Source organism: Saccharothrix violaceirubra (assembly GCF_014203755.1).
Classification (GTDB): Bacteria; Actinomycetota; Actinomycetes; order Mycobacteriales; family Pseudonocardiaceae; genus Actinosynnema; species Actinosynnema violaceirubrum.
Genome location: NZ_JACHJS010000001.1, coordinates 4,877,021 through 4,897,727, shown reverse-complemented (window position 1 = coordinate 4,897,727; position 20,707 = coordinate 4,877,021). Strand labels below are relative to the sequence as shown.

At 71.8% G+C, this 20,707-nt stretch carries 16 protein-coding genes and 1 pseudogene; 13 read left to right on the top strand and 4 right to left on the bottom strand.

Going from position 1 to position 20,707, the window contains the following annotated elements:
• The 3 genes from secF to F4559_RS22450 all read left to right on the top strand — a co-directional run bounded on the left by secF (position 1) and on the right by F4559_RS22450 (position 4,215).
• Positions 1 to 1,188 (top strand): protein translocase subunit SecF, encoded by a 1,188-nt coding sequence (secF, locus tag F4559_RS22460; RefSeq protein ID WP_184671687.1) that lies wholly within the window; start codon positions 1 to 3, stop codon positions 1,186 to 1,188.
• Complete coding sequence (locus F4559_RS22455; protein ID WP_184671685.1) at positions 1,185 to 1,706, top strand: adenine phosphoribosyltransferase; 522 nt, start codon at positions 1,185 to 1,187, stop codon at positions 1,704 to 1,706. The genes secF and F4559_RS22455 overlap by 4 nt, the downstream gene beginning before the upstream one ends.
• A gap of 208 nt (positions 1,707 to 1,914) precedes the next feature.
• Entirely contained in the window at positions 1,915 to 4,215 is a 2,301-nt protein-coding gene (locus tag F4559_RS22450; RefSeq protein WP_184671683.1) for a RelA/SpoT family protein, read from the top strand.
• 56 nt (positions 4,216 to 4,271) lie between these two features.
• Here the strand turns inward: F4559_RS22450 and F4559_RS22445 are convergent, their stop codons facing one another.
• Together F4559_RS22445 and F4559_RS22440 are read right to left on the bottom strand one after the other, a co-directional pair.
• Positions 4,272 to 4,556, bottom strand: a complete 285-nt coding sequence (locus F4559_RS22445) for a hypothetical protein (protein ID WP_184671681.1) — start codon at positions 4,554 to 4,556, stop codon at positions 4,272 to 4,274.
• Between the two features lie 314 nt (positions 4,557 to 4,870).
• Complete coding sequence (locus tag F4559_RS22440) at positions 4,871 to 5,734, bottom strand: peptidylprolyl isomerase (RefSeq protein ID WP_184671679.1); 864 nt, start codon at positions 5,732 to 5,734, stop codon at positions 4,871 to 4,873.
• Between the two features lie 148 nt (positions 5,735 to 5,882).
• On the opposite strand from F4559_RS22440, the gene F4559_RS22435 reads away from it, so the two are divergent.
• The 3 genes from F4559_RS22435 to F4559_RS22425 are packed head-to-tail and all read left to right on the top strand — an operon-like array spanning position 5,883 to position 8,475.
• Positions 5,883 to 6,581, top strand: coding sequence for an MBL fold metallo-hydrolase (locus tag F4559_RS22435; RefSeq protein WP_184671677.1), 699 nt, complete (start codon positions 5,883 to 5,885; stop codon positions 6,579 to 6,581).
• A 2-nt stretch (positions 6,582 to 6,583) separates the two neighbouring features.
• Positions 6,584 to 7,855 (top strand): histidine--tRNA ligase, encoded by a 1,272-nt coding sequence (gene hisS / locus F4559_RS22430; RefSeq protein WP_184671676.1) that lies wholly within the window; start codon positions 6,584 to 6,586, stop codon positions 7,853 to 7,855.
• Positions 7,852 to 8,475 carry a hypothetical protein gene (locus F4559_RS22425; RefSeq protein ID WP_184671674.1) on the top strand — a complete coding sequence of 208 codons (624 nt, stop codon included), beginning with the start codon at positions 7,852 to 7,854 and terminating at the stop codon, positions 8,473 to 8,475. Before hisS ends, F4559_RS22425 begins: the two co-directional genes overlap by 4 nt.
• A 183-nt stretch (positions 8,476 to 8,658) precedes the next feature.
• Here the strand turns inward: F4559_RS22425 and F4559_RS22420 are convergent, their stop codons facing one another.
• Together F4559_RS22420 and F4559_RS22415 are read right to left on the bottom strand one after the other, a co-directional pair.
• Positions 8,659 to 9,516 (bottom strand): spermidine synthase, encoded by an 858-nt coding sequence (locus F4559_RS22420; protein WP_184671672.1) that lies wholly within the window; start codon positions 9,514 to 9,516, stop codon positions 8,659 to 8,661.
• A 9-nt stretch (positions 9,517 to 9,525) separates the two neighbouring features.
• The gene (locus F4559_RS22415) at positions 9,526 to 10,833 is read right to left on the bottom strand and encodes a YibE/F family protein (protein WP_184671670.1); all 1,308 of its coding nucleotides are present in this window, start codon (positions 10,831 to 10,833) and stop codon (positions 9,526 to 9,528) included.
• Between the two features lie 175 nt (positions 10,834 to 11,008).
• Here F4559_RS22415 and F4559_RS22410 point away from each other — a divergent pair, with 175 nt between their 5' ends.
• The 7 genes and pseudogenes from F4559_RS22410 to F4559_RS22380 all read left to right on the top strand — a co-directional run bounded on the left by F4559_RS22410 (position 11,009) and on the right by F4559_RS22380 (position 20,705).
• On the top strand, positions 11,009 to 11,635 hold the full coding sequence (locus F4559_RS22410; protein ID WP_246446195.1) for a nitroreductase family protein: 627 nt from the start codon (positions 11,009 to 11,011) through the stop codon (positions 11,633 to 11,635).
• Positions 11,636 to 11,677: 42 nt separating this feature from the next.
• On the top strand, positions 11,678 to 13,573 hold the full coding sequence (locus F4559_RS22405) for an intein-containing Rv2578c family radical SAM protein (RefSeq protein WP_184671666.1): 1,896 nt from the start codon (positions 11,678 to 11,680) through the stop codon (positions 13,571 to 13,573).
• Between the two features lie 348 nt (positions 13,574 to 13,921).
• Positions 13,922 to 14,302: a nuclear transport factor 2 family protein gene (locus F4559_RS22400; protein WP_184671664.1), complete on the top strand. Its 381-nt coding sequence runs from the start codon at positions 13,922 to 13,924 to the stop codon at positions 14,300 to 14,302.
• 175 nt (positions 14,303 to 14,477) lie between these two features.
• A pseudogene (locus F4559_RS22395) lies at positions 14,478 to 16,039 on the top strand (acyclic terpene utilization AtuA family protein).
• On the top strand, positions 16,036 to 17,652 hold the full coding sequence (locus F4559_RS22390) for an acyl-CoA carboxylase subunit beta (RefSeq protein ID WP_184671662.1): 1,617 nt from the start codon (positions 16,036 to 16,038) through the stop codon (positions 17,650 to 17,652). The pseudogene F4559_RS22395 and the gene F4559_RS22390 overlap by 4 nt, the downstream one beginning before the upstream one ends.
• A gap of 9 nt (positions 17,653 to 17,661) precedes the next feature.
• Positions 17,662 to 19,545: an acetyl/propionyl/methylcrotonyl-CoA carboxylase subunit alpha gene (locus tag F4559_RS22385; RefSeq protein ID WP_184671660.1), complete on the top strand. Its 1,884-nt coding sequence runs from the start codon at positions 17,662 to 17,664 to the stop codon at positions 19,543 to 19,545.
• Positions 19,542 to 20,705: an acyl-CoA dehydrogenase family protein gene (locus F4559_RS22380; RefSeq protein WP_184671659.1), complete on the top strand. Its 1,164-nt coding sequence runs from the start codon at positions 19,542 to 19,544 to the stop codon at positions 20,703 to 20,705. Before F4559_RS22385 ends, F4559_RS22380 begins: the two co-directional genes overlap by 4 nt.
• The last annotated feature ends 2 nt before the right edge of the window (positions 20,706 to 20,707 follow it).

Below are 20,707 nucleotides of genomic sequence, written 5' to 3'. Positions count from 1 at the left end.
GTGTCGCAGTCCAAGGGCAGCGTCTTCCACCGGCTCTACGTCGGTACGGGCGCGTTCGACATCGTCGGCAAGCGCAAGCGCTGGTACGTGCTGTTCGGCGTCGTGCTGCTGGTGTGCCTCGCGTCGATCGTGTTCCGCGGGTTCAACCTGGGCATCGACTTCGAGGGCGGCACGCGCATCCAGCTGCCCGCCGCGAGCGCGTCCGGCAAGATCACGACGGACGCCGTGAAGGAGAGCTACACCAAGGCGGTCGGCAAGGAGCCGGTGACCGTCCAGACGGTCGGCACCGGCGACTCGGAGACCATCCAGCTCCGGTCCGAGACGCTGGACGCGAGCCAGGTCACCAGCCTCAAGGCCGCGCTGAACAACGACGTCAAGCCCACCGGCGGCGTCGGGTCGATCAGCGACAGCGCCGTGTCGGCGTCCTGGGGTGGTGAGATCACGACCCGGGCGTTGATCGCGCTCGGCGTGTTCTTCCTGGCCGTGGCGATCTTCCTGGCGCTGTACTTCGAGTTCTCCATGGCGATCGCGGCGCTCGTCGCCGTGATCCACGACGTCGTCATCACGGCGGGCGTGTACTCGATCGTCGGGTTCGAGGTCTCGCCCGCGACGGTGATCGGTCTGCTCACCATCCTGGGCTTCTCGCTGTACGACACGGTGGTCGTGTTCGACAAGGTCAAGGAGAACACCCGCGGCCTGCTCGGCCTGACCCGCCGGACCTACGGCGAGGCCGCGAACCTGGCCGTGAACCAGACCCTGATGCGGTCGATCAACACCTCGCTCATCGCGCTGCTGCCGGTGATCGGCCTGCTGGCCATCGGCGTCGGCCTGCTGGGTGTCGGCACGCTGAAGGACCTGGCGCTCGTGCAGCTCACCGGTATGGCCATCGGCGCGCTGTCCTCGATCTACATCGCGACCCCGGTCGCGGTGGACCTCAAGATGCGCGACCCGAAGTACAAGGCCCAGGCCAACCGGGTCAAGGCCCGGCGGGAGAACCTGGCCAAGCGGGCCGCCGCGACCGGTACGACCGTCGAGGCCGCCGGCGACGTCGTCGAGTCCACGGACGACGACGCGTTGGCCGCCGAGCTGCGGCGTGAGAAGGCGCTGTCGGCCGCGGCCGGTGCGCCGTCGCGCACGACGAAGAACGCCGACGCCCGCCGTCGACCGACGGGCAAGAAGCACCGTTGAAGCTGGACCGCGCCTTGGCGCTGCTGCGTGAGGTCCCGGACTTCCCCCGACCGGGGGTCGTGTTCCGGGACCTCACGCCGCTCCTGGCGGACCCCGACGCGTTGCGCGCGGCGGTCGACGCCTTGCAGGACACGATCGACCCGGCCACCGAGGTGGTGGCCGCGGTCGAATCGCGTGGTTTCCTCATCGGCGCGGCACTCGGGTACGGCTGGCACTACGGCGTCGTGCCGCTGCGCAAGCCCGGCAAGCTGCCTGCCGTGGCCCACCGGGTCGAGTACTCGCTGGAGTACGGCTCGGCCGCCCTCGAACTGCCCGCCGGTGCCCTTTCACCCGGTCAGCACGTCGTGATCGTGGACGACGTGCTCGCCACCGGCGGCACGGCGCGTGCCGCGTGCGCCCTGGTGGAGTCCGCCGGAGCCGTGGTGACCGGTGTCGCGGTCCTGGTCGAGATCGCCGGGCTCGGCGGTCGGGCCCACCTCTCGCCGACCCCGGTTTCGGCTCTCCGCACGTACACCTGATCGAGGGTGCCTGAGTGCACATTTCGCGGTGTCCGAACGTACAACTCGCGGGGTGTGGGGGAGGGGACCGGGGGTAACCGGGGTGGGCGACCTGTCGGGGTGTAACGGGGTGCTGTTCGGCGTGTGAGGCACGCCGCTCGGCGGAACGGGCGTGGTGGGGAGGGGGTGCGGAGTTATTCTCGATTTCCCGGACCCATCGAGGAGCGTGTTGAGCCAGGACACCGACCCCGCCTCGACGGCGCAGCCCGTGCCCGCACGGCCGCCGTCGGCCACCAGGCGCGTGCGTGCGCGCCTGGCTCGTCGGATCACCGCCCAACGGGCGGCTCCGGTCAAACAGGTGCTCGAGCCGCTCGCGGCCGTGCACCGCGACCTGCACCCCAAAGCCGACCTCGCCCTCCTCCAGCACGCGTACGACGTGGCGGAGGAGAAGCACCGGCCCCAGCGGCGCAAGTCGGGCGACCCGTACATCACCCACCCACTCGCCGTGGCGACGATCCTCGCCGAACTGGGCATGGACACGACCACCCTGGTCGCGGCCCTGCTGCACGACACGGTCGAGGACACCGACTACTCGCTCGACCAGCTCAAGGCCGACTTCGGCAACGAGGTCGCGCTGCTCGTCGACGGCGTCACCAAGCTGGACAAGGTCAAGCTGGGCGCCGCCGCCGAGGCCGAGACCATCCGCAAGATGGTCATCGCCATGGCCAAGGACCCGCGGGTCCTGGTGATCAAGCTGGCCGACCGGCTGCACAACATGCGCACGATGCGGTTCCTGCCGCCGGAGAAGCAGGCCCGCAAGGCGCGCGAGACGCTCGAAGTGCTCGCACCGCTCGCGCACCGCCTGGGCATGGCCACGGTCAAGTGGGAGCTGGAGGACCTCGCGTTCGCCATCCTCCAGCCCAAGAAGTACGACGAGATCGTGCGGCTGGTGGCCAACCGGGCACCCTCGCGCGACACGTACCTCAGCGGCGTGATCAACGAGCTGTCGCAGCAGCTGGAGGGGGCGCGGATCACGGCCAAGGTCGAGGGCCGGCCCAAGCACTACTACTCGATCCACCAGAAGATGATCGTGCGCGGTCGGGACTTCGACGACATCCACGACCTGGTCGGCGTGCGCATCCAGGTCGACGAGGTGCGCGACTGCTACGCGGCCATGGGCGTGGTGCACGCCCTGTGGCAGCCGATGCCCGGCCGGTTCAAGGACTACATCGCCCAGCCCCGGTTCGGCGTCTACCAGTCGTTGCACACGACCGTCATCGGTCCGGACGGCAAGCCGCTGGAAGTGCAGATCCGTACGTACGACATGCACCGCACGGCCGAGTACGGCATCGCGGCGCACTGGCGCTACAAGGAGACCCGCGGCACGCACAGCGGCAAGGCCGTCGAGGTCGACGAGATGGCGTGGATGCGCCAGCTCCTCGACTGGCAGCGGGAGGCCGCCGACCCGGGCGAGTTCCTGGAGTCGCTGCGGTTCGACCTGGCCGCCCGAGAAATCTTCGTTTTCACTCCGAAGGGTGACGTCGTCACGCTGCCGACCGGCTCCACGCCGGTCGACTTCGCGTACGCCGTGCACACCGAGGTCGGCCACCGGTGCATCGGCGCCCGGGTCAACGGCCGGTTGGTCGCGCTGGAGCGCAAGCTCGAGAACGGCGAGGTCGTCGAGATCTTCACCTCGAAGGCCGAGGGTGCCGGTCCCTCGCGGGACTGGCTGTCGTTCGCCGCGTCGCCGCGGGCCAAGGCGAAGATCAAGCAGTGGTTCGCCAAGGAGCGCAAAGAAGAGGCGATCGAGGTCGGCAAGGACGCCATCACCAAGGAGGTCCGCCGGGTCGGCCTGCCGTTGCAGCGGCTGGTGTCGGTCGACTCCATGGGCGCCCTGGCGAAGGAGCTGCACTACCCGGACGTGTCCGCGCTGTACGCGGCGGTCGGCGAGGGTCATACCTCGGCCCGGCACGTGGTGCAGCGGCTGGTCGCGCAGCTCGGCGGCGTCGAGCACGCCGAGGACGAGCTGGCCGAGCGGTCCACGCCGTCCACGGTCACCCGGCGGCGGGTCACCGGCGACGCGGGCGTGATCGTCCGTGACGCCACCGATGTCTGGGTGAAGCTGGCCCGGTGCTGCACGCCCGTGCCGGGCGACGACATCCTCGGGTTCGTCACCCGCGGTGGCGGCGTGTCCGTGCACCGCACGGACTGCACCAACGCCGACGAGCTGCTCCGCACCCCGGAGCGGCTGCTCGACGTCGAGTGGGCGCCGTCGGCCTCCTCGGTGTTCCTGGTGGCCATCCAGGTCGAGGCGCTCGACCGGCACCGGCTGCTGTCGGACGTGACCAAGGTGCTGGCCGACGAACGGGTCAACATCCTGTCCGCGTCGGTCACCACGTCCCGTGACCGGGTGGCGGTGTCGCGCTTCTCGTTCGAGATGGGCGACCCGAAGCACCTGGGCCACGTGCTCAAGGCGGTGCGCAGCGTCGAGGGCGTCTACGACGTCTACCGGGTGACCTCGGCGTCCTGAACGCGGAGGGGGTCCGACCGGCGCACCGGTCGGACCCCGCCCCACCGCTCAGCCGATCACGGCACGCACGGCCCCGAGAGCACCTCGACCTCGGGGTAGTACTCCTTGACCGACGACACGTAGGTGTCGCTGCCGTTGGCGACGCAGAGCGTGGTCCACGGTGCCGTCGGGAACGCGCGGAACTTGATGATCACCGCTTGGCCCCGGCAGTTGCCCCAGTACCACCCGGCGAACTCCAGGTGGGTGTTGCACGTGACGAGCGGCGCGGGACCTGCCGGTGCGGCGGGCTGCGCCTGGGCCGGCTGGCCGCCGACGAGCGTGGCGAACAGGACCGCGGACACCGCGGCAGCGGTCGAGAGACATCGCGCGACGAAAGACGTCCTGGTCAACTCATCCCCCAGTGGTGGAGTGGTCGCTCCGCCGATCGGAACGATCGCGACCTGAGTCAACCGGTTGGTGGGGAATAAACGATAGCTCTGAACAGGTGGTGGATAACCCACCGAAGTGACTACCGCGTGTCATTGTCGATCATGCTTGGTCGATGCCGGCGAAACGTCAGGGCGCGGTGCGATCCTCGTGCCGACCGATCGACGGGGAAGAGACGCGAAGACCCGGCACACCTCTCCCGAGTGCCGGGTCTTCGCGTGGGGTCCGGTCAGGCCGCGATCGTGACCGTCTCGAACGCGACCTCCTTGTTCGGCTTGCCACCGCCCGCGGGCGAACTGCCGTCGTCGCCGGCCTTGGCCACCTCGTCGATCAGCTTCAGGCCCGCCTCGTCCACGGTCCCGAAGACCGTGTAGTCCGGCTGCAACTCGGCGTTGCCGTAGACGATGAAGAACTGGCTGCCGTTGGTGCCCTTCTGGGTCTGCTGGTCCGGACCGGCGTTCGCCATCGCGAGGTAGCCGCGGCCGTAGGTCAGCTCGGGCCAGGTCTCGTTGTCGAACGTGTAGCCGGGGCCGCCGCTGCCGGTGCCGGTCGGGTCGCCGCACTGGAGCATCTGCAGGCCGGCGCCGGTGCTGATCCGGTGGCACTTGGTGCCGTTGTAGAAGCCCTGGTTGACCAGGCTCACGAAGCTGTTCACGGTGCACGGCGCGAGCGCGCGGTCCAGCGTCAGCTTGATCTCGCCGATGTTCGACTTGATCGTGGCGCCCACGGTGCCGCTGGAGGAGATGCCGGTCGCCTCGGGCGCCTTCGTGCCCTCCTTGGCGGCGGCCTCGGTGCCCGCGCGGTACTCGCAGTTGACCGGGTTGTCCAAGGCCTTCTCGCGCTTGGGCGCGGCCTTCAGCTCGGTCGGGATCTCGGCCGGGGCGGCCGCGGTCGACGACGCGGCGGCCTTGTCGTCCCCGCCGCCGAAGTCGTACGTCGCGAGGAAGTACACCCCGCCCGCCACCAGCACCACGACGACGGCCGTCGAGACGACAGCGACGACCCGGCGCCGCTTCGCGCGCTCCGCCCGGCGGACCATTTGGCGCTCCAGCTTCCGCTTGGCCTGCTCGCGGCGCTGCACGTTGGTCGGCACCTGCAACCTCCCTGATTCCTCGCGTCGACAGCGACGTCGGGTCAGCAGTCTAGGGGGCTCGTATATGGCTGGTGTGTGCCGGATAGGCTGGTGCGCACCGTCAGCCGGCGATCCGTTGCCGAACCGCAGCCTCAAGGGGTGTCCCCACGTGCTCGTCCTCGGGTTCCCCACCGGCTCCCTGCAGGCGAACTGCTTCCTGCTGGCGACGGGCAAGGGCGGCGCCTGCGTCATCGTCGACCCCGGTCAGGACGCCGAAGAGCCGATCGCCGACGCGTTGCGCGAGCACCGCCTGTCGCCGGTGGCCGTCCTGCTCACCCACGGCCACTTCGACCACTGCTTCTCGGTCGCGCCGGTGTGCGACGGCAACGACGTCGCCGCGTACGTCCACCCCGCCGACCGCGACCTGCTCAGCGACCCGCTGAAGGGGATCAGCGCGCAGTCGCGCGCGTTCTTCGGCGGGAACCTGGAGATGCGCGAGCCGCGCGAGGTGCGCCCGCTGTCCGACGGCGCCGTGCTCGACCTCGCCGGGCTCACGCTGACCGTCGACCACACGCCGGGCCATACCGGCGGGTCGGTGATGTTCCGCGCCGGCACGGAGGAGGGCGGACGGCTCGTGCTGTCCGGCGACACCCTCTTCGCCGGCTCCATCGGACGCACCGACCTGCCGGGTGGCGACCACCGCGAGATGCTGGCGTCGTTGCGCACCAAGGTGCTGACGCTGCCGGACGACACGGTGGTCCTGCCCGGCCACGGACCGACGACGACCATCGGCCGTGAGCGCGGGTCCAACCCGTTCCTGTTGGAACTCGGGGACGACTCGCCGGCCGCACCGCACCGAGGACTGTAGAAGTGACCGAATCCACCGCGTTTGCCGGCCCCAAGGGCGTCCCCGACTACTTCCCCCCGGCCTCCGACCGGTTCCTGGCGGTCCGCGACACGCTGCTGGGCGCGACCCGCCTGGCCGGCTACGGGTACGTCGAACTGCCGGTCTTCGAGGAGACCGGGCTGTTCGCGCGCGGCGTCGGCGAGTCGACCGACGTCGTGAGCAAGGAGATGTTCTCGTTCACCGACCGGGGCGGCCGGTCGGTGACGCTGCGCCCCGAGGGCACGGCCGGCGTCATGCGGACCGTGATCGAGCACGGCCTCGACCGGGGTCAGCTGCCGGTCAAGCTCGCCTACGCCGGGCAGTTCTTCCGCGCCGAGCAGCCGCAGGCCGGGCGGTACCGGCAGTTCCACCAGGTCGGCGTCGAGGCGATCGGCGTGGACGACCCGGCGCTGGACGCCGAGGTGATCGCGATCGCCGACGAGGGCTTCCGCGCCCTGGGCCTGACCGGGTACCGGCTCGAACTCACGTCGCTGGGCGACGCCACGTGCCGGCCCGCGTACCGCGACAAGTTGCAGGCGTTCCTGGCGACGTTGCCGTTGGACGAGGCCACCCGGCGGCGTGCCGAGCTGAACCCGTTGCGCGTGCTGGACGACAAGCGGCCCGAGGTGCGCGAACTGGTCGCCGACGCGCCGCTGATGGTCGACCACCTGTCCGACGACGCGCGGACGCACTACGAGCAGGTCAAGGCGCACCTGGGCGCGTTGGGCGTGAAGTACGTGGAGAACCCGCGCATGGTCCGGGGTCTGGACTACTACACGAAGACGTGCTTCGAGTTCGTCCACGACGGCCTCGGTTCGCAGTCGGGCATCGGCGGCGGCGGGCGGTACGACGGGCTCATGGCCCGGCTCGGCGGCGCGGAGCTGTCCGGTGTCGGGTTCGGGCTCGGTGTCGACCGGGCGCTGCTCGCCTGCCAGGCCGAGGGTGTCGGTCCGGGCGAGCCGACGCGGTGCGACGTGTACGGCGTGCCGCTGGGCGAGGCGGCCAAGGCGCGGCTGGTCGGGCTGTCGGCGGGGTTGCGCGCGGCGGGCGTGCGGTTCGACCTGTCCTACGGCGGTCGCGGGCTCAAGGGCGCCATGAAGGGTGCCGACCGGTCCGGTGCGCGGTACGCGCTGGTGTTGGGCGAACGTGACATCGAGGCGGGTGTCGTGCAGCTCAAGGAGCTGGCCACGGGCGAGCAGCGGTCCGTGCCGCTGGACGACGCCGTTGTCGCGGTGCGGGAGGCGTTGGGCCGGTGAGCGAGCGCATTCCCCTCGACCTGCTCGACCCGGCGACAGTGCGCCGTCGTGCGCGCGGGGTGGCGCTCGGCGGACTGCTGGTCGCGGCGGCGTTCGGCGGGTTGCTGGGACTGCTCGCCGGGCAGACGGTCGGGTTGATCACGGCGGCGGTGTTCTTCGTGCCGTTGGTGCTGCTGTCGGTGTCCGAGGCACGGCGGCGCGTGTGGCTGGAAGGACACGTGCTGTACGTCCGGGCGATCGGCACGCGCAAGGTCGACCTGCACACGGCCGACCAGCTCGACCTGCTGGTCACCGACGTGCGCGGCAGCCGGACCGTGGGGATGTTCGTGCGCGGCGGCGGCAAGGCGATCAACCTGGCGCTGGCGGTGTACGCGGGCACGGGCGGGCGTGAGCAGGGCGTGCTGGCGTTGCGGAAGGTCGCCGACGTGCTGGCCGGGCGTGGCGACGCGCCGGGGTTGGTGTTCTCCGAGCTGCTCGTCGCCCAGTTGCGGGCCGAGGCCCGCGGCCTGGCGGCGGCCGACCGGCCGCTCTACCGGCTGGGTTCGCTGGCGCCGGCGGGTCGGCTGGCGCAGAAGCTCACGCCCGACGCGGTGTCGCGGTTCGTCTCGACGCTGGACTGAGTGGGACGGGTCGGCGCCCGGTAGGGGAGAGGCCGTCGTGTCGTGGTTCGTCGGGGCGAGTGTCAGGTGGTCCTGACGTTCGGCTGTGTGTCCGGGCGGTCGCGTACCGGTCCGTCCCGATCGTTGTCCGGCCGGGGATGGGTTGTCGGATCGGAAGGAGCTGTTCGACCGACGTTCCCTTGATCAGGACAGGCCCCACGTGCCGCGCGGTGGTGGCGGGGACTGGGTCGCGGTGGCGTCGGTCGTGGGCGGCGTGCCGCCGATGAACCGGGTCAGGCCGTCGCCGTCCTCGACGCGACCGGTGAACGGGTCGCCGGCCGCGCGTCTGGCCAGGTCCGCGACGGGCAGTTCGGCGTGCGAGGCGACCAGCACGAAGTTGCCGAACCGGCGGCCCTTGAAGACCGGCGGCTCGGCCACCACGCACACGTGCGGGAACACCGCCCGGACCGTCGCCGCCTGCGCCCTGGCGAACGTGAGCGGGCCGCCGTCGCCGATGTTGGCGGCGTAGACGCCACCAGGTCGCAACGCCCGCGCGGCCTGCGTCACGAACTCCACCGACGTCAGGTGCGCGGGGGTCCGGGCGCCGGCGAACACGTCCGTGACCACGAGATCGAAAGAGCCTTCCGGGGCGCGTACGAGCACGGCGCGCGCGTCGCCGGTGCGGATGCGCACCCGCCACGTCCGCTCCAGCGGCAGCACCGCGCGGACCAGCTCGACCAACGCGGCGTCGATCTCCACGACCTGCTGGCTCGAACGGGGCCGGGTCGCGGCGATGTAGCGGGGCAGGGTCAGCGCGCCGCCGCCCAGGTGCAGCGCGCTGAGCGGACCGCCGTCGGGCGCGACCAGGTCGACCACGTGGCCGAGTCGGCGGACGTACTCGAACTCCAGGTGGGTCGGGTCGTCCAGGTCGACGTGGGACTGCGGGGTCCCGTTGAGCCGCAACGTCCACGACCGCGGCACGTCCGGATCGGGCGAGAGTTCGGCGATGCCGGAGTCGACCTCACGGGTGATCGTCTCGTCGCCGCGTCGCGTTCTGCCCACACCTGGAGATTATCCCGGTCGACGTCGGGTGCCTTGCGCGCGGTCGTGGCCGGTACCGAGATCACCGGTCAGCCGCCTGGGCCGCAAGGATTCCGGTACGGGCGGCGGTGTCCAGATCTTCCGGACGGGCTCCTCGACGGCCTCCCGGCCCGCGACCCACGCGGCCAGCGCCGTGGTGATCGGCACCGCCGCCACGAGGCCGATGCTGCCGACCAGCGTGCGGACGACTTCCTGCGCGACCTGTTGCGTGGTGAGGATCTCGGCGAGCGTGCGGCCGGACAGCGCGAACGTCAGCAGCAACGGCAGCGCCGCGCCCGCGTAGGCCATGACCAACGTGTTCACCACGGACGACAGGTGGTCGCGGCCGATGCGCGACCCGGCCGCGTACAGCTCGCGGAAACCCAGTGCCGGGTTGGCGCGGCGCAGTTCCCACACCGCGCTGGTCTGCGTCACGGTCACGTCGTCCAGCACGCCCAGCGCGCCGATGATCGTGCCCGCCAGCAGGAGTCCGCGCGCGTCGATGCCGTGGCCCAGCACGGCGATCAGGTTGGCCGAGTCCTGGTCGAGGCCGGTCAGCCGGGAGAACGCCGAGAACGCCACGCCCAGCACGCCGATCAGCACGAGACTCGTCAGCGTGCCCAGCACGGCCGTGGTGGTGCGTGCGGAGATCCCGTGCGTCAGGTACAGGACCACGAACATGATCAGGCCCGCGCCGACCACGGCGACCGCGACCGGGCTCTCGCCGGCCAGGATCGCGGGCAGCACGAAGAGGGCGATCAGCAGCAGGCTGACCACCAGCGAACCCAGGGCGGCCAGGCCCTGGCGGCGACCCAGCAGCAGCACCGCCGCCGCGAACAGCACGGCGAGCACGAGCATGGGCGTGCCGCGCTGGAAGTCGGCGAGTTGGTAGGACGTGCTCTCCGCCGGGTCGCCGCCCGCGAACGACAGCACGATCTCGTCGCCGACCTCGAACGTGGGCGAGGTCGGCTGGTCGGGCACGGGCACGCGCACGTCGCGCCCGGCCGCGGCGCCGTCGGTCATCCGCACGGTGACGAGCACGCAGCCGGTGTCCTGGCCGCCCGGTCCACAGCCGCCGCGCGCCACGGCCGTCACCTCGCCGAGCACGGGGGTCTGGGTCAGGCCGACGTCGGCGCCGGTCTTCTGCTCGTGTCCCCACGGGTACAGCACCAGCGCGCCGACGACGGTGGCCAGCACCAGCGGGACGAGCAGGACCAGCAGGAGTCTGCGGACGGGCGCGGAGGACGGGCCGACCGGACCATGTCCGTGACCGTGCCCGTGTCCGGTCTTGGCGTGCACGGGTCACATAGTGCCCGATGACCTTGTGGTGTCCGATATGCGGACGTTCGAAGGGCAATCCGTCCATCGGATCTTCCGGGCGCGGTGCCGGGGTGCCACGCTGCCGGGCGTGACCACGAACTGGACCCCCAACCACGGGCAGGCGTTCGCACCGGTGCCCTACCGCCCGGAGCGCATGCCCGCCGAGCAGTCCCTGCACACGGCCGCGGACCTGCGTGCCCGCATGGACGAGCGCCGCACCGTGCGCATGTTCTCCACCGACCCGGTGCCGGAGCAGGCCGTGCTGGACGCGATCGCGGTCGCGTCGACCGCGCCGAGTGGCGCCCACCAGCAGCCGTGGACGTTCGTGCTGGTCAAGAACCCCGAGGTGCGCGAGCGGATCCGGGCGGCGGCCGAGGAGGAGGAGCGGATCTCGTACGCGGGGCGGCTCGGCGACGAGTGGCTCGACGCGTTGCGCCCGCTGGGCACCGACGACGTGAAGCCGCACCTGACCGACGCGCCCGCGTTGATCGTGGTGTTCCAGCAGCGCTTCTACCTGGAGCCGGACGGCACGACCCGCAAGCACTACTACGTGGACGAGTCGGTCGGCATCGCGGTCGGCATGCTGCTCACCGCGCTGCACCTGGCCGGGCTGGCGGCGTTGACGCACACGCCGTCGCCGATGAAGTTCCTGTCCGAGGTGCTCGACCGGCCGCGCAACGAGAAGGCGTTCGCGGTGATCCCCGTCGGGTACCCGGCCGACGACTGCGTGGTGCCCGACCTGGTGCGCAAGTCGTTGGACCAGGTGCTGGTCGTCGTCTGACCCTCGTTTGACCTCGATTCGAACATGTGTTCGGATAGGGGAATGCGGTGGGACGGGCAGAAGGAGCGGCAGCCGGCACTGCCCGGACTCGTGCGCAGCGTGCGCACCCCCGAGTTCGACGGGGTGGTCTTCCACGAGGTGCACGCGAAGTCGGTGCTCAACCGGGTGGCGGGCGGGCGGCTGCCGTTCGAGTGGACGGTCAACCCGTACCGGGGGTGTACGCACGGCTGCACGTACTGCCTCGCGCCCGAGACGCCGGTGCTGCTCGCCGACGGCCGCACCCGGTCCATCGCGGACCTGGCCGTCGGCGACGAGGTGTTCGGCACCCGGGACGGGCGGTTCGTGCGGACGAAGGTGCTGGCGCACTGGACGACCGTGCGGCCCGCCTTCCGGGTGACGTTGGCCGACGGCTCGTCCGTCGTGTGCGGCGGCGACCACCGCTTCCTGACCGGGCGCGGGTGGCGGCACGCCACGCCCGGCCGCTGCGACGACGCGGTGCGGCGGCCGTTCCTGGTGCGGGGCGACCGGATCGCGGGGTTCGGCGGGTTCGCCCGCGGCCCCCGGTTCGACGCCGACTACCGGCGCGGCTACGTGCTGGGCGCGGTGCGCGGCGGGTTGCCCGGGGATTCCGGGGTGGCCGCGCGCGTGCGCGAGTACGCGGGCGGGCGCGTGCCCCGGGAGAACGAACTCGTGGAGTGGCCCGCCGATCCGGGTCCGGAGTGGTCGAAGGGGTTCCTGGCCGGGGTGCACGACGCGCGCGGCACGGCGACGGGCGACGGGGTGGCACTGTCCTGTTCGGACGGTTCGGTGTTCGAGGCGGCGGTGGCGGCGTTGACCCGGCTGTCCGTCCCGCACGCCGTGGAGGTGCGTGGCGTGCGGGTGGCCGGCGACGCGGGCGACCGGTTGCGGTTCCTGCACCTGGTGTCGCCGGTCCTGATGCGCGGCGACGTGGTGGCCGGCGCGGCGGTGTCCGTCGACTCGACACGACTGGGGGTCGTGTCGGTCGAGCCGCTGGAGGCCGACCGCACGCTGTTCGACATCACCACCGGCACCGGCGACTACGTCGCGAACGGACTGGTGAGCCACAACTGCTTCGCCCGCCAGTCGCACACCTACCTCGACCTGGACGCCGGGCGGGACTTCGACGACCAGGTCGTGGTGAAGGTCAACGCGCCCGAGGTGCTCGCCCGGCAGTTGCGGTCCCGCAGGTGGGAGCGGCACCCGGTCGCGTTGGGCACCAACACGGACCCGTACCAGCGGGCCGAGGGGCGGTACGCGTTGATGCCGGGGATCATCCGCGCGCTGGCCGATTCGGGGACGCCGTTCTCGGTGCTGACGAAGGGGACGGTGCTCGCGCGGGACATCCCGTTGCTGGCCTCGGCGGCGAAGCGGGTTCCGGTGGGTCTGGCGGTGTCGATCGCCTTGCTGGACCGTGAACTCCAGTCCGGACTGGAGCCCGGCACGCCGAGCCCGCGCGCCCGACTCGACCTGGTGCGCCGGATCAGGGACGCGGGGCTGCCGTGCGGGGTGTTCGTCGCGCCGGTGCTGCCGGGCCTGACCGACTCGATCGAGGGGTTGGACGCGCTGCTCGGGGAGGTGGCGGCGGCGGGTGCGACGGGCGTGACCGTGTTCCCGTTGCACCTGCGTCCCGGTGCGCGGGAGTGGTTCGCGCGGTGGCTGCTGCGCGAACGTCCCGACCTGGCCGACGGCTATCGGCGCCTCTACGGCAACGGGTCCTATGTGGACGCCAAGTACAAGCGGTGGCTCAACCTGAGGCTGAGTCCGTTGCTGCGTCGGCACGGCCTGGAGACCGGGAACCGGATCGCGACCGCGGATTCGGATGCGGAGTCGAACGAGGACGGTGCCTGGCCCGCCGGCAGCCTGCCCCCGTCGCTGCCCAGACCTCCGGTCGACCGGGACCAGTTGACCCTGCTCTAGGGCGAGGTCGGGCCGGTGGGTGCTGCCTGACGACGGCCACCGGAGGGCCTGGATCGGTGGGCCGGGGACGGCCGTCGTGGTCGGCCGGTGTCGCGGTCGTGTCGCGGGACGAGCCGGTCGGCCCGCCGGTGGGCGGGTGCCTGGCGGTGACGGCGGCGTCGGGCGGTGATCCTTCCGATGGTCCGGCACGCCGCATCACACCCACTCGTGCCGTACACCGCACCCGACGGCCGGTTCGGTGTCGAAGTCGCGTGTGCGGTGGCTCAAACACGTCCTCGTCCGTTGGTGACCGGTGTCACGGCGCATCGCGGTGGCGAGTGCCGTACGGCGTACCGTACCATGTACGACATGACGCGGGGTTATCAGGCGACCGAAGAAGAGATCCACAGCGTGCTCGACTGGTTCGGGCGGTGGGACGCCCTCGCGGTGGCCAAGGACGTCGAGGCGTTGGCCGACCTGTCCTACTTCCCGGTGAACGCGGTGACCGACGGCTCCGCGCGGATCTGGGACCGGGAGCGGTTCCTGGTCGAGATGGGCAAGGCGCTGGCGGGCTCCGGGACGATGGAGTCCGAGCGCACGCCGGTCTTCGTCAACGCGAACCTCGTGGTGGTCTTCACCGACGCGGTCTTCACGTTCGGCGACGACTCCGTCGAGACCAGGTACGCCGACATCCTGATCAAGGTCGACGGCGACTGGCGGTTCCAGACCATGGCCCAGGGCGGCTGGTAGGGCCCGCGGGCCGCCCGCGCCGGGGGAGCGGGCGGCCCGATTCCCTCTTTCGGCACCGATTTCGTACCCGATTTCGCCGGCCGTCTCGCCGGAGTCGACGCATAGGCCGAAAATGGACCCACGTCGCGCGACGGGTGTCCGCCGGTCCGCCTGGACCGGGGCGGGAGGGAGCACGGTGATCCGCATCGGCAACGCGTCCGGTTTCTACGGCGACCGCTTCACGGCGGTGCGCGAGATGCTGGAGGGCGGCGAACTGGACGTGCTCACCGGCGACTACCTCGCCGAGCTGACCATGCTGATCCTGGGCCGGGACCGGCTCGAGGACCCGACCCAAGGCTACGCCCGCACGTTCGTGCGGCAGATGGAGAACTGCCTCGGCCTCGCCCTCGAACGCGGCGTCAAGATCGTCTCCAACGCGGGCGGCACGAATCCCCGGGGCCTGGCCGAAGCCGTCGACCGGCTCGGGCTCGGCGCCAAGGTCGGCTACGTGACCGGGGACGACCTGCGTTCGCGCTTTCCCGACCCGCTGACCGCCAACGCCTACCTGGGCGCCTGGGGCATCGCCGAGTGCCTGCGCGCGGGCGCCGACGTCGTGGTCACCGGCCGGGTCACCGACGCGTCGCTGGTCGTCGGACCGGCCGCCGCGCACCACGGGTGGGGCCGCGAGGACTGGGACCGGCTGGCGGGCGCCACGGTCGCCGGCCACGTGCTGGAGTGCGGCACCCAGGCCACCGGCGGCAACTACGCGTTCTTCACCGAACTCGACCTCTCGACCCCGCCCGGCTTCCCGATCGCCGAGGTGCACGAGGACGGCTCGGCCCTGATCACCAAGCACGAGGACACCGGTGGCGCGGTCACGATCGACACGGTCACCGCCCAGATCCTGTACGAGATCGGCGATCCCGCCTACCCCGGCCCGGACGTGGTGAGCCACTTCGACACGATCCGCCTCGACGCGGACCCGCGCGGCGTGCGGATCTCCGGCGTCAAGGGTTCGCCGCCGCCCGAGGAGCTGAAGGTGGCCCTCAACTCCCTGGGCGGTTTCCGGAACTCGATCACGTTCGTCCTGTGCGGACTCGACATCGAGGCCAAGGCCGCGCTCGCCCGGCGTCAGCTGGAAGACCTCGTCGGCCGCACCGACCTGAGCTGGACGCTGGCCCGCACCGACCACGTCGACGCCGACTCGCAGGAGGCGGCGAGCGCGCTGCTGCACGCCGTGATCCGGACCATGGACCCCAAGCGCGCCAAGGCCTTCTCCCGGGCCGGGGTCGAGCTGGCGCTCAGCTCCTACCCCGGCTTCCACATCACCGGACCGCCCGGCGACGGGTCGCCGTTCGGGATCTTCCGGGCCGCGTACGTGTTGCGCGACGAGGTCCGGCACCAGGCCGTGCTGCCGAACGGGGAGGTGGTCGACGTATGAGGGTTCCACTGGGCACGATCATGGGCGCGCGCTCGGGCGACAAGGGCGGCGACGTCAACATCGGCGTGTGGGTGCGCACCGACGCCCGGTACCGGTGGCTGTCGCGGGAGCTGACCACGGCGCGGATCAAGGAGTTGCTGCCCGAGTCCGGCGTCGTCACCCGGTACGAGCTGCCGAACCTGCGCGCGCTGAACTTCGTGCTGCACGGCCTGCTCGACGCCGGCTCCATGGCGTCCACCCGGCACGACCCGCAGGGCAAGGCGCTGGGGGAGTGGCTGCGGTCGCGGCACATGGAGATCCCGGACGTGTTGCTGTGACGTCCACAGCGGACTTATCCGGGACCCTGCGGTCGGCGCTGGACCCGACGGCCGCCGACTTCGCGGCCAACCGCGCGGCACTGCTGGCGCGCATCGCGGAGATCGACCGCGCGCACGCCGAGGCGCTCGCCGGTGGCGGCCCCGAGTACGTGGCGCGGCACCACGCGCGGGGCAAGCTCCTGGCCCGCGAGCGGATCGAGCTGCTCGTCGACGAGGGCGCCCCGTTCCTGGAACTGTCGCCGTTGGCCGCCTGGGGCACGGCGTACCCGGTAGGCGCGAGCGTCGTCACCGGGATCGCCGTGGTCGAGGGTGTCGATTGCGTGGTCGTGGCGCACGATCCGACCGTGCGCGGTGGTGCGAGCAATCCGTGGTCTCTGCGCAAGACCTTGCGCGCCGACGACATCGCGCTGGCCAACCGGCTCCCGCTGATCGCGCTCGTCGAGTCCGGCGGCGCGGACCTGGCCGACCAGGGCGAGATCTTCGTCCCCGGCGGTCGGGCGTTCCGCGACCTGACCCGGCTGTCCGCCGCCGGGGTGCCCACGATCGCGGCGGTGTTCGGCAACGCCACGGCGGGCGGCGCCTACGTGCCCGGCCTGTCCGATTACGTGGTCATGGTCGAGGACCGGGCGAAGGTGTTCCTCGGCGGGCCGCCGCTGGTGCGCATGGCCACCGGCGAGCGGGCCGACGACGAGTCGCTGGGCGGCGCCCGCATGCACGGCACCACGTCCGGCCTGGCGGACTTCGTGGCCCGCGACGAGGTCGACGCGATCCGGTCGGTGCGCCGCGTGGTGGCCCGTCTCGGCCGGCGTCGCCTCGGGGCCGAGCCCGGACCCGTCGACGAGCCCCGGTACGACGCCGAGGAGCTGCTCGGACTGGTCCCGGCCGACGCCCGCGTCCCGTTCGACCCGCGCGAAGTGCTGGCCCGGATCGTGGACGGCTCGCGGTTCGACGAGTTCAAACCTGATTACGGCACGAGCCTGGTGACCGGTTGGGCCGACCTGTACGGCTATCCCGTCGGCGTGCTGGCCAACGCGCGGGGTGTGTTGTTCAGCGCCGAAGCGCAGAAAGCGGCCCAGTTCATCCAGTTGGCCAACCGTGCCGACGTGCCGTTGCTGTTCTTCCAGAACACGACCGGCTACATGGTGGGCACGCGCTACGAGCAGGCCGGGATCGTCAAGCACGGCGCTCTGATGATCAATGCGGTGGCCAACAGCCAGGTGCCGCACCTGACTGTCGTGCTGGGCGCGTCCTACGGCGCGGGCAACTACGGCATGTGCGGCCGGGCCTTCGAGCCGCGATTCCTGTTCAGCTGGCCCAACGCCCGGTCGGCGGTCATGGGACCGGACCAGCTCGCGGGCGTGCTGTCCATCGTGGCCCGTCAGGCCGCCGCGGCGAAGGGTCGGGAGTACGACGAGGAGCGGGACGCCGGCCTGCGCCACGAGGTTTCCACGCGGGTGGTGCGCGAGTCGGTCGCCGAGTTCCTGTCCGGTCGGCTGTACGACGACGGTGTCATCGACCCGCGTGACACGCGTGCCGTGCTGGGGACGTGCCTCGCGGCCGTCCACAGTGGACCTGTGCGCGGCGCCGACGGGTACGGGGTGTTCCGGATGTGAGGAGGGCACGTGATCGGTCGACTGCTCGTGGCCAATCGGGGCGAGATCGCCCGTCGGATCATCCGGACCTGTCGCGATCTGGGCGTGTCACCGGTCGCGGTGTGCTCCGATCCGGACGCCGACGCGCCGCACGTGCGCGAGGCCGACGCGGCCGTGCTCCTGCCCGGTGCCGCGCCCGCCGACACGTACCTGCGGGCGGACCTGCTGGTCTCGGCGGCACTGGCGAGCGGTGCCGACGCCGTGCATCCCGGCTACGGGTTCCTGGCGGAGCACGCCGGTTTCGCCCGTGCCGTGCGCGAAGCCGGTCTCACCTGGGTGGGTCCGGACCCGGACACCATCGCGGCGCTGGGGTCGAAGACCGCGGCGAAGCGGCTGATGCGCGACGCGGGCGTGCCCGTGCTGCCCGACCTCGACCTGGCGTCCGTGACGGAGTTCCCGGTGCTGGTCAAGGCCGACGCGGGCGGCGGCGGGCGCGGCCTGCGGATCGTGCGCTCGGCGGCGGACCTGGCCGCGGCGGTGGCGTCGGCCGGACGTGAGGCGGCGTCCGCTTTCGGTGACGGCACGGTGTTCTGCGAACCGTTGCTGGAGAACGCGCGGCACGTCGAGGTGCAGATCCTCGCCGACGCGTTCGGCACGGTGTGGGCGTTGGGCGAGCGGGAGTGCTCGATCCAGCGACGCCACCAGAAGATCGTGGAGGAGACGCCGAGCCCGGCCGTGTCGCCGGAGTCGCGGTCGTGGCTGTGCGCGGCGGCGGTGTCGGCGGCCCGTGCGGTCGGCTACGTGGGCGTGGGCACCGTCGAGTTCCTGCTCGCCGACGACTTCCGGTTCCTGGAGGTCAACACGCGGCTCCAGGTCGAGCACCCGGTGACGGAACTGGTGTACGGGCTGGATCTCGTGGCGTGGCAGCTCGCGGTCGCCGAGGGCGCGCGGCTGCCCGAAGAACCGCCTGCGCCGCGTGGGCACGCCGTGGAGGCACGCCTGTGCGCGGAAGACCCCGCGCACGACTGGCGACCGTCGAGTGGGACGTTGCACCGTTTCCGGATTCCGGGGGACGTGCGCGTCGACAGCGGCGTCGAGGACGGCAGTGTCGTGGGTGTGCATTACGACCCGCTGCTGGCGAAAGTCGTGGCGTGGGGACCGGATCGGGCGTCGGCGGTGCGCAAGCTTGCCACCGCGTTGGCCCGTGCCGACATCCACGGGCTCGTCACGAACCGCGATCTGCTCGTGCGGACGCTTCGGCATCCCGAATTCGGCCGGGGTGCCACGCACACCGGATTCCTCGCCGAACACGACCTCGTGACGCCCCCGGAAGTCGATCCGCGGCCTTACGCGCTCGCCGCCGCCCTGGCCGCAGCCGAGCGCGGCCGGGTCGGTCGGCACGCCCCGACGCCTCCCGCCTGGCGCAATCTCCCGTCGCAGCCGCAGAAAGCGGTGTTCGACCGGGACGGCGAGATCGTCGCGGTGGAGTACGGATTCGGCCGAACAGGTGTCACGACAAACGTTGAAGTCAACGTTGTGTGCACGGCGCCCGACGAGGTCGTGCTGGAACGCGACGGGGTCCGGACCCGATTTCCGGTCGCCTTCCACGGCGACCGGGTCGAGGTGGGGTCCGTGACGCTGCGCGTCGTGCCGCGCTTTCCCCTGCCCACACCGGACCTCGCCGAGGGCGCGGCCACGGCGCCGCTGCCGGGCACGGTCGTGCGCGTGGCCGTCGCACCCGGACAGCGGGTGGCGGCGGGCGCGGAACTGCTCGTGCTGGAGGCGATGAAGCTGGAGCACCGCGTGCTCGCGGGCGCGGCCGGCACGGTCGTCGAGGTGCGCGTGGCGGCCGGGCACCAGGTCGGCGCGGGCGACGTGCTCGTGGTGCTGGCCGCCGGAGGTGCGCGGACATGACCGGGTTCGTGGAGAGCGAGGAACGCCGCGCGCTGCGTGCCGCCGTGCGCGACCTGGCCGCCGAGTACGGGCCGGAGTACTTCGTCGCCAAGGCCAGGGCGGGGGAGAAGACCGACGAGCTGTGGCGGCGGGCGGGTGCGCTGGGCTACCTCGGCGTGGCCGTGCCCGCCGAGTACGGCGGTGGCGGCGGCGGGATCGGCGACCTGGCCGCCGTGTGCGAGGAACTGGCCGCCGGCGGGTGTCCGCTGCTGCTCATGCTCGTCTCGCCGGCGATCTGCGGCACGCTGTTCGCCCGGTTCGGCACGCCCGCGCAGAAGGACCGCTGGCTGCCGGGGTTCGCCGACGGGAGCGTGCGGATGGCGTTCGCGATCACCGAGGCCGACGCCGGGTCCAACACGCACCGGCTGGCCACGACCGTGCGCCGCGACGGCGACGGCTGGGTCCTGTCCGGTGCCAAGCAGTACATCTCGGGCGTGGACGAGGCCCGGGCCGTGCTCGTCGTGGCCGCGCACGCCGGGCACGCGGTCGGCTCCCGACGACGACTCTCCCTGCTCGTCGTCCCGACCGACGCGCCCGGCTTCGCGTACCGGCACATCCCGATGGAGGTGGTGTCGCCGGAGAAGCAGTTCTCCTGCTTCCTCGACGACGTCCGCCTCCCCGCCGACGCCCTCGTGGGTGCCGAGGACGGCGGCCTCGCGCAGTTGTTCGCGGGCCTGAACCCGGAACGGATCATGGCCGCGTCCTACGCGACCGGGATGGCCCGACGCGCACTCGACCAGGCCGCCGAGTACGCCCGGACCAGATCCGTCTGGGACACGCCGATCGGCGCGCACCAGGGGATCGCGCACCCGCTCGCGCACTGCGCGATCCAGGTCGAACTCGCCCGGGTGATGACCCAGAAGGCCGCGGCGCTCTACGACGCCGGCGCGGACCGGGCTGCGGGCGAAGCGGCCGACATGGCCAAGTACGCGGCGGGTGAGGCGGTGGTGGCCGCGGTCGACCAGGCGATCCAGGTGCACGGTGGCAACGGTCTCGCGACGGAGTACGGACTGGGGGCCATGCTCGCCGCGTCCCGGTTGGCCCGAATCGCCCCGGTCAGCCGGGAAATGATCCTGAACTTCGTGGCCCGGCACACCCTGCGGTTGCCGCGCTCCTATTGAGG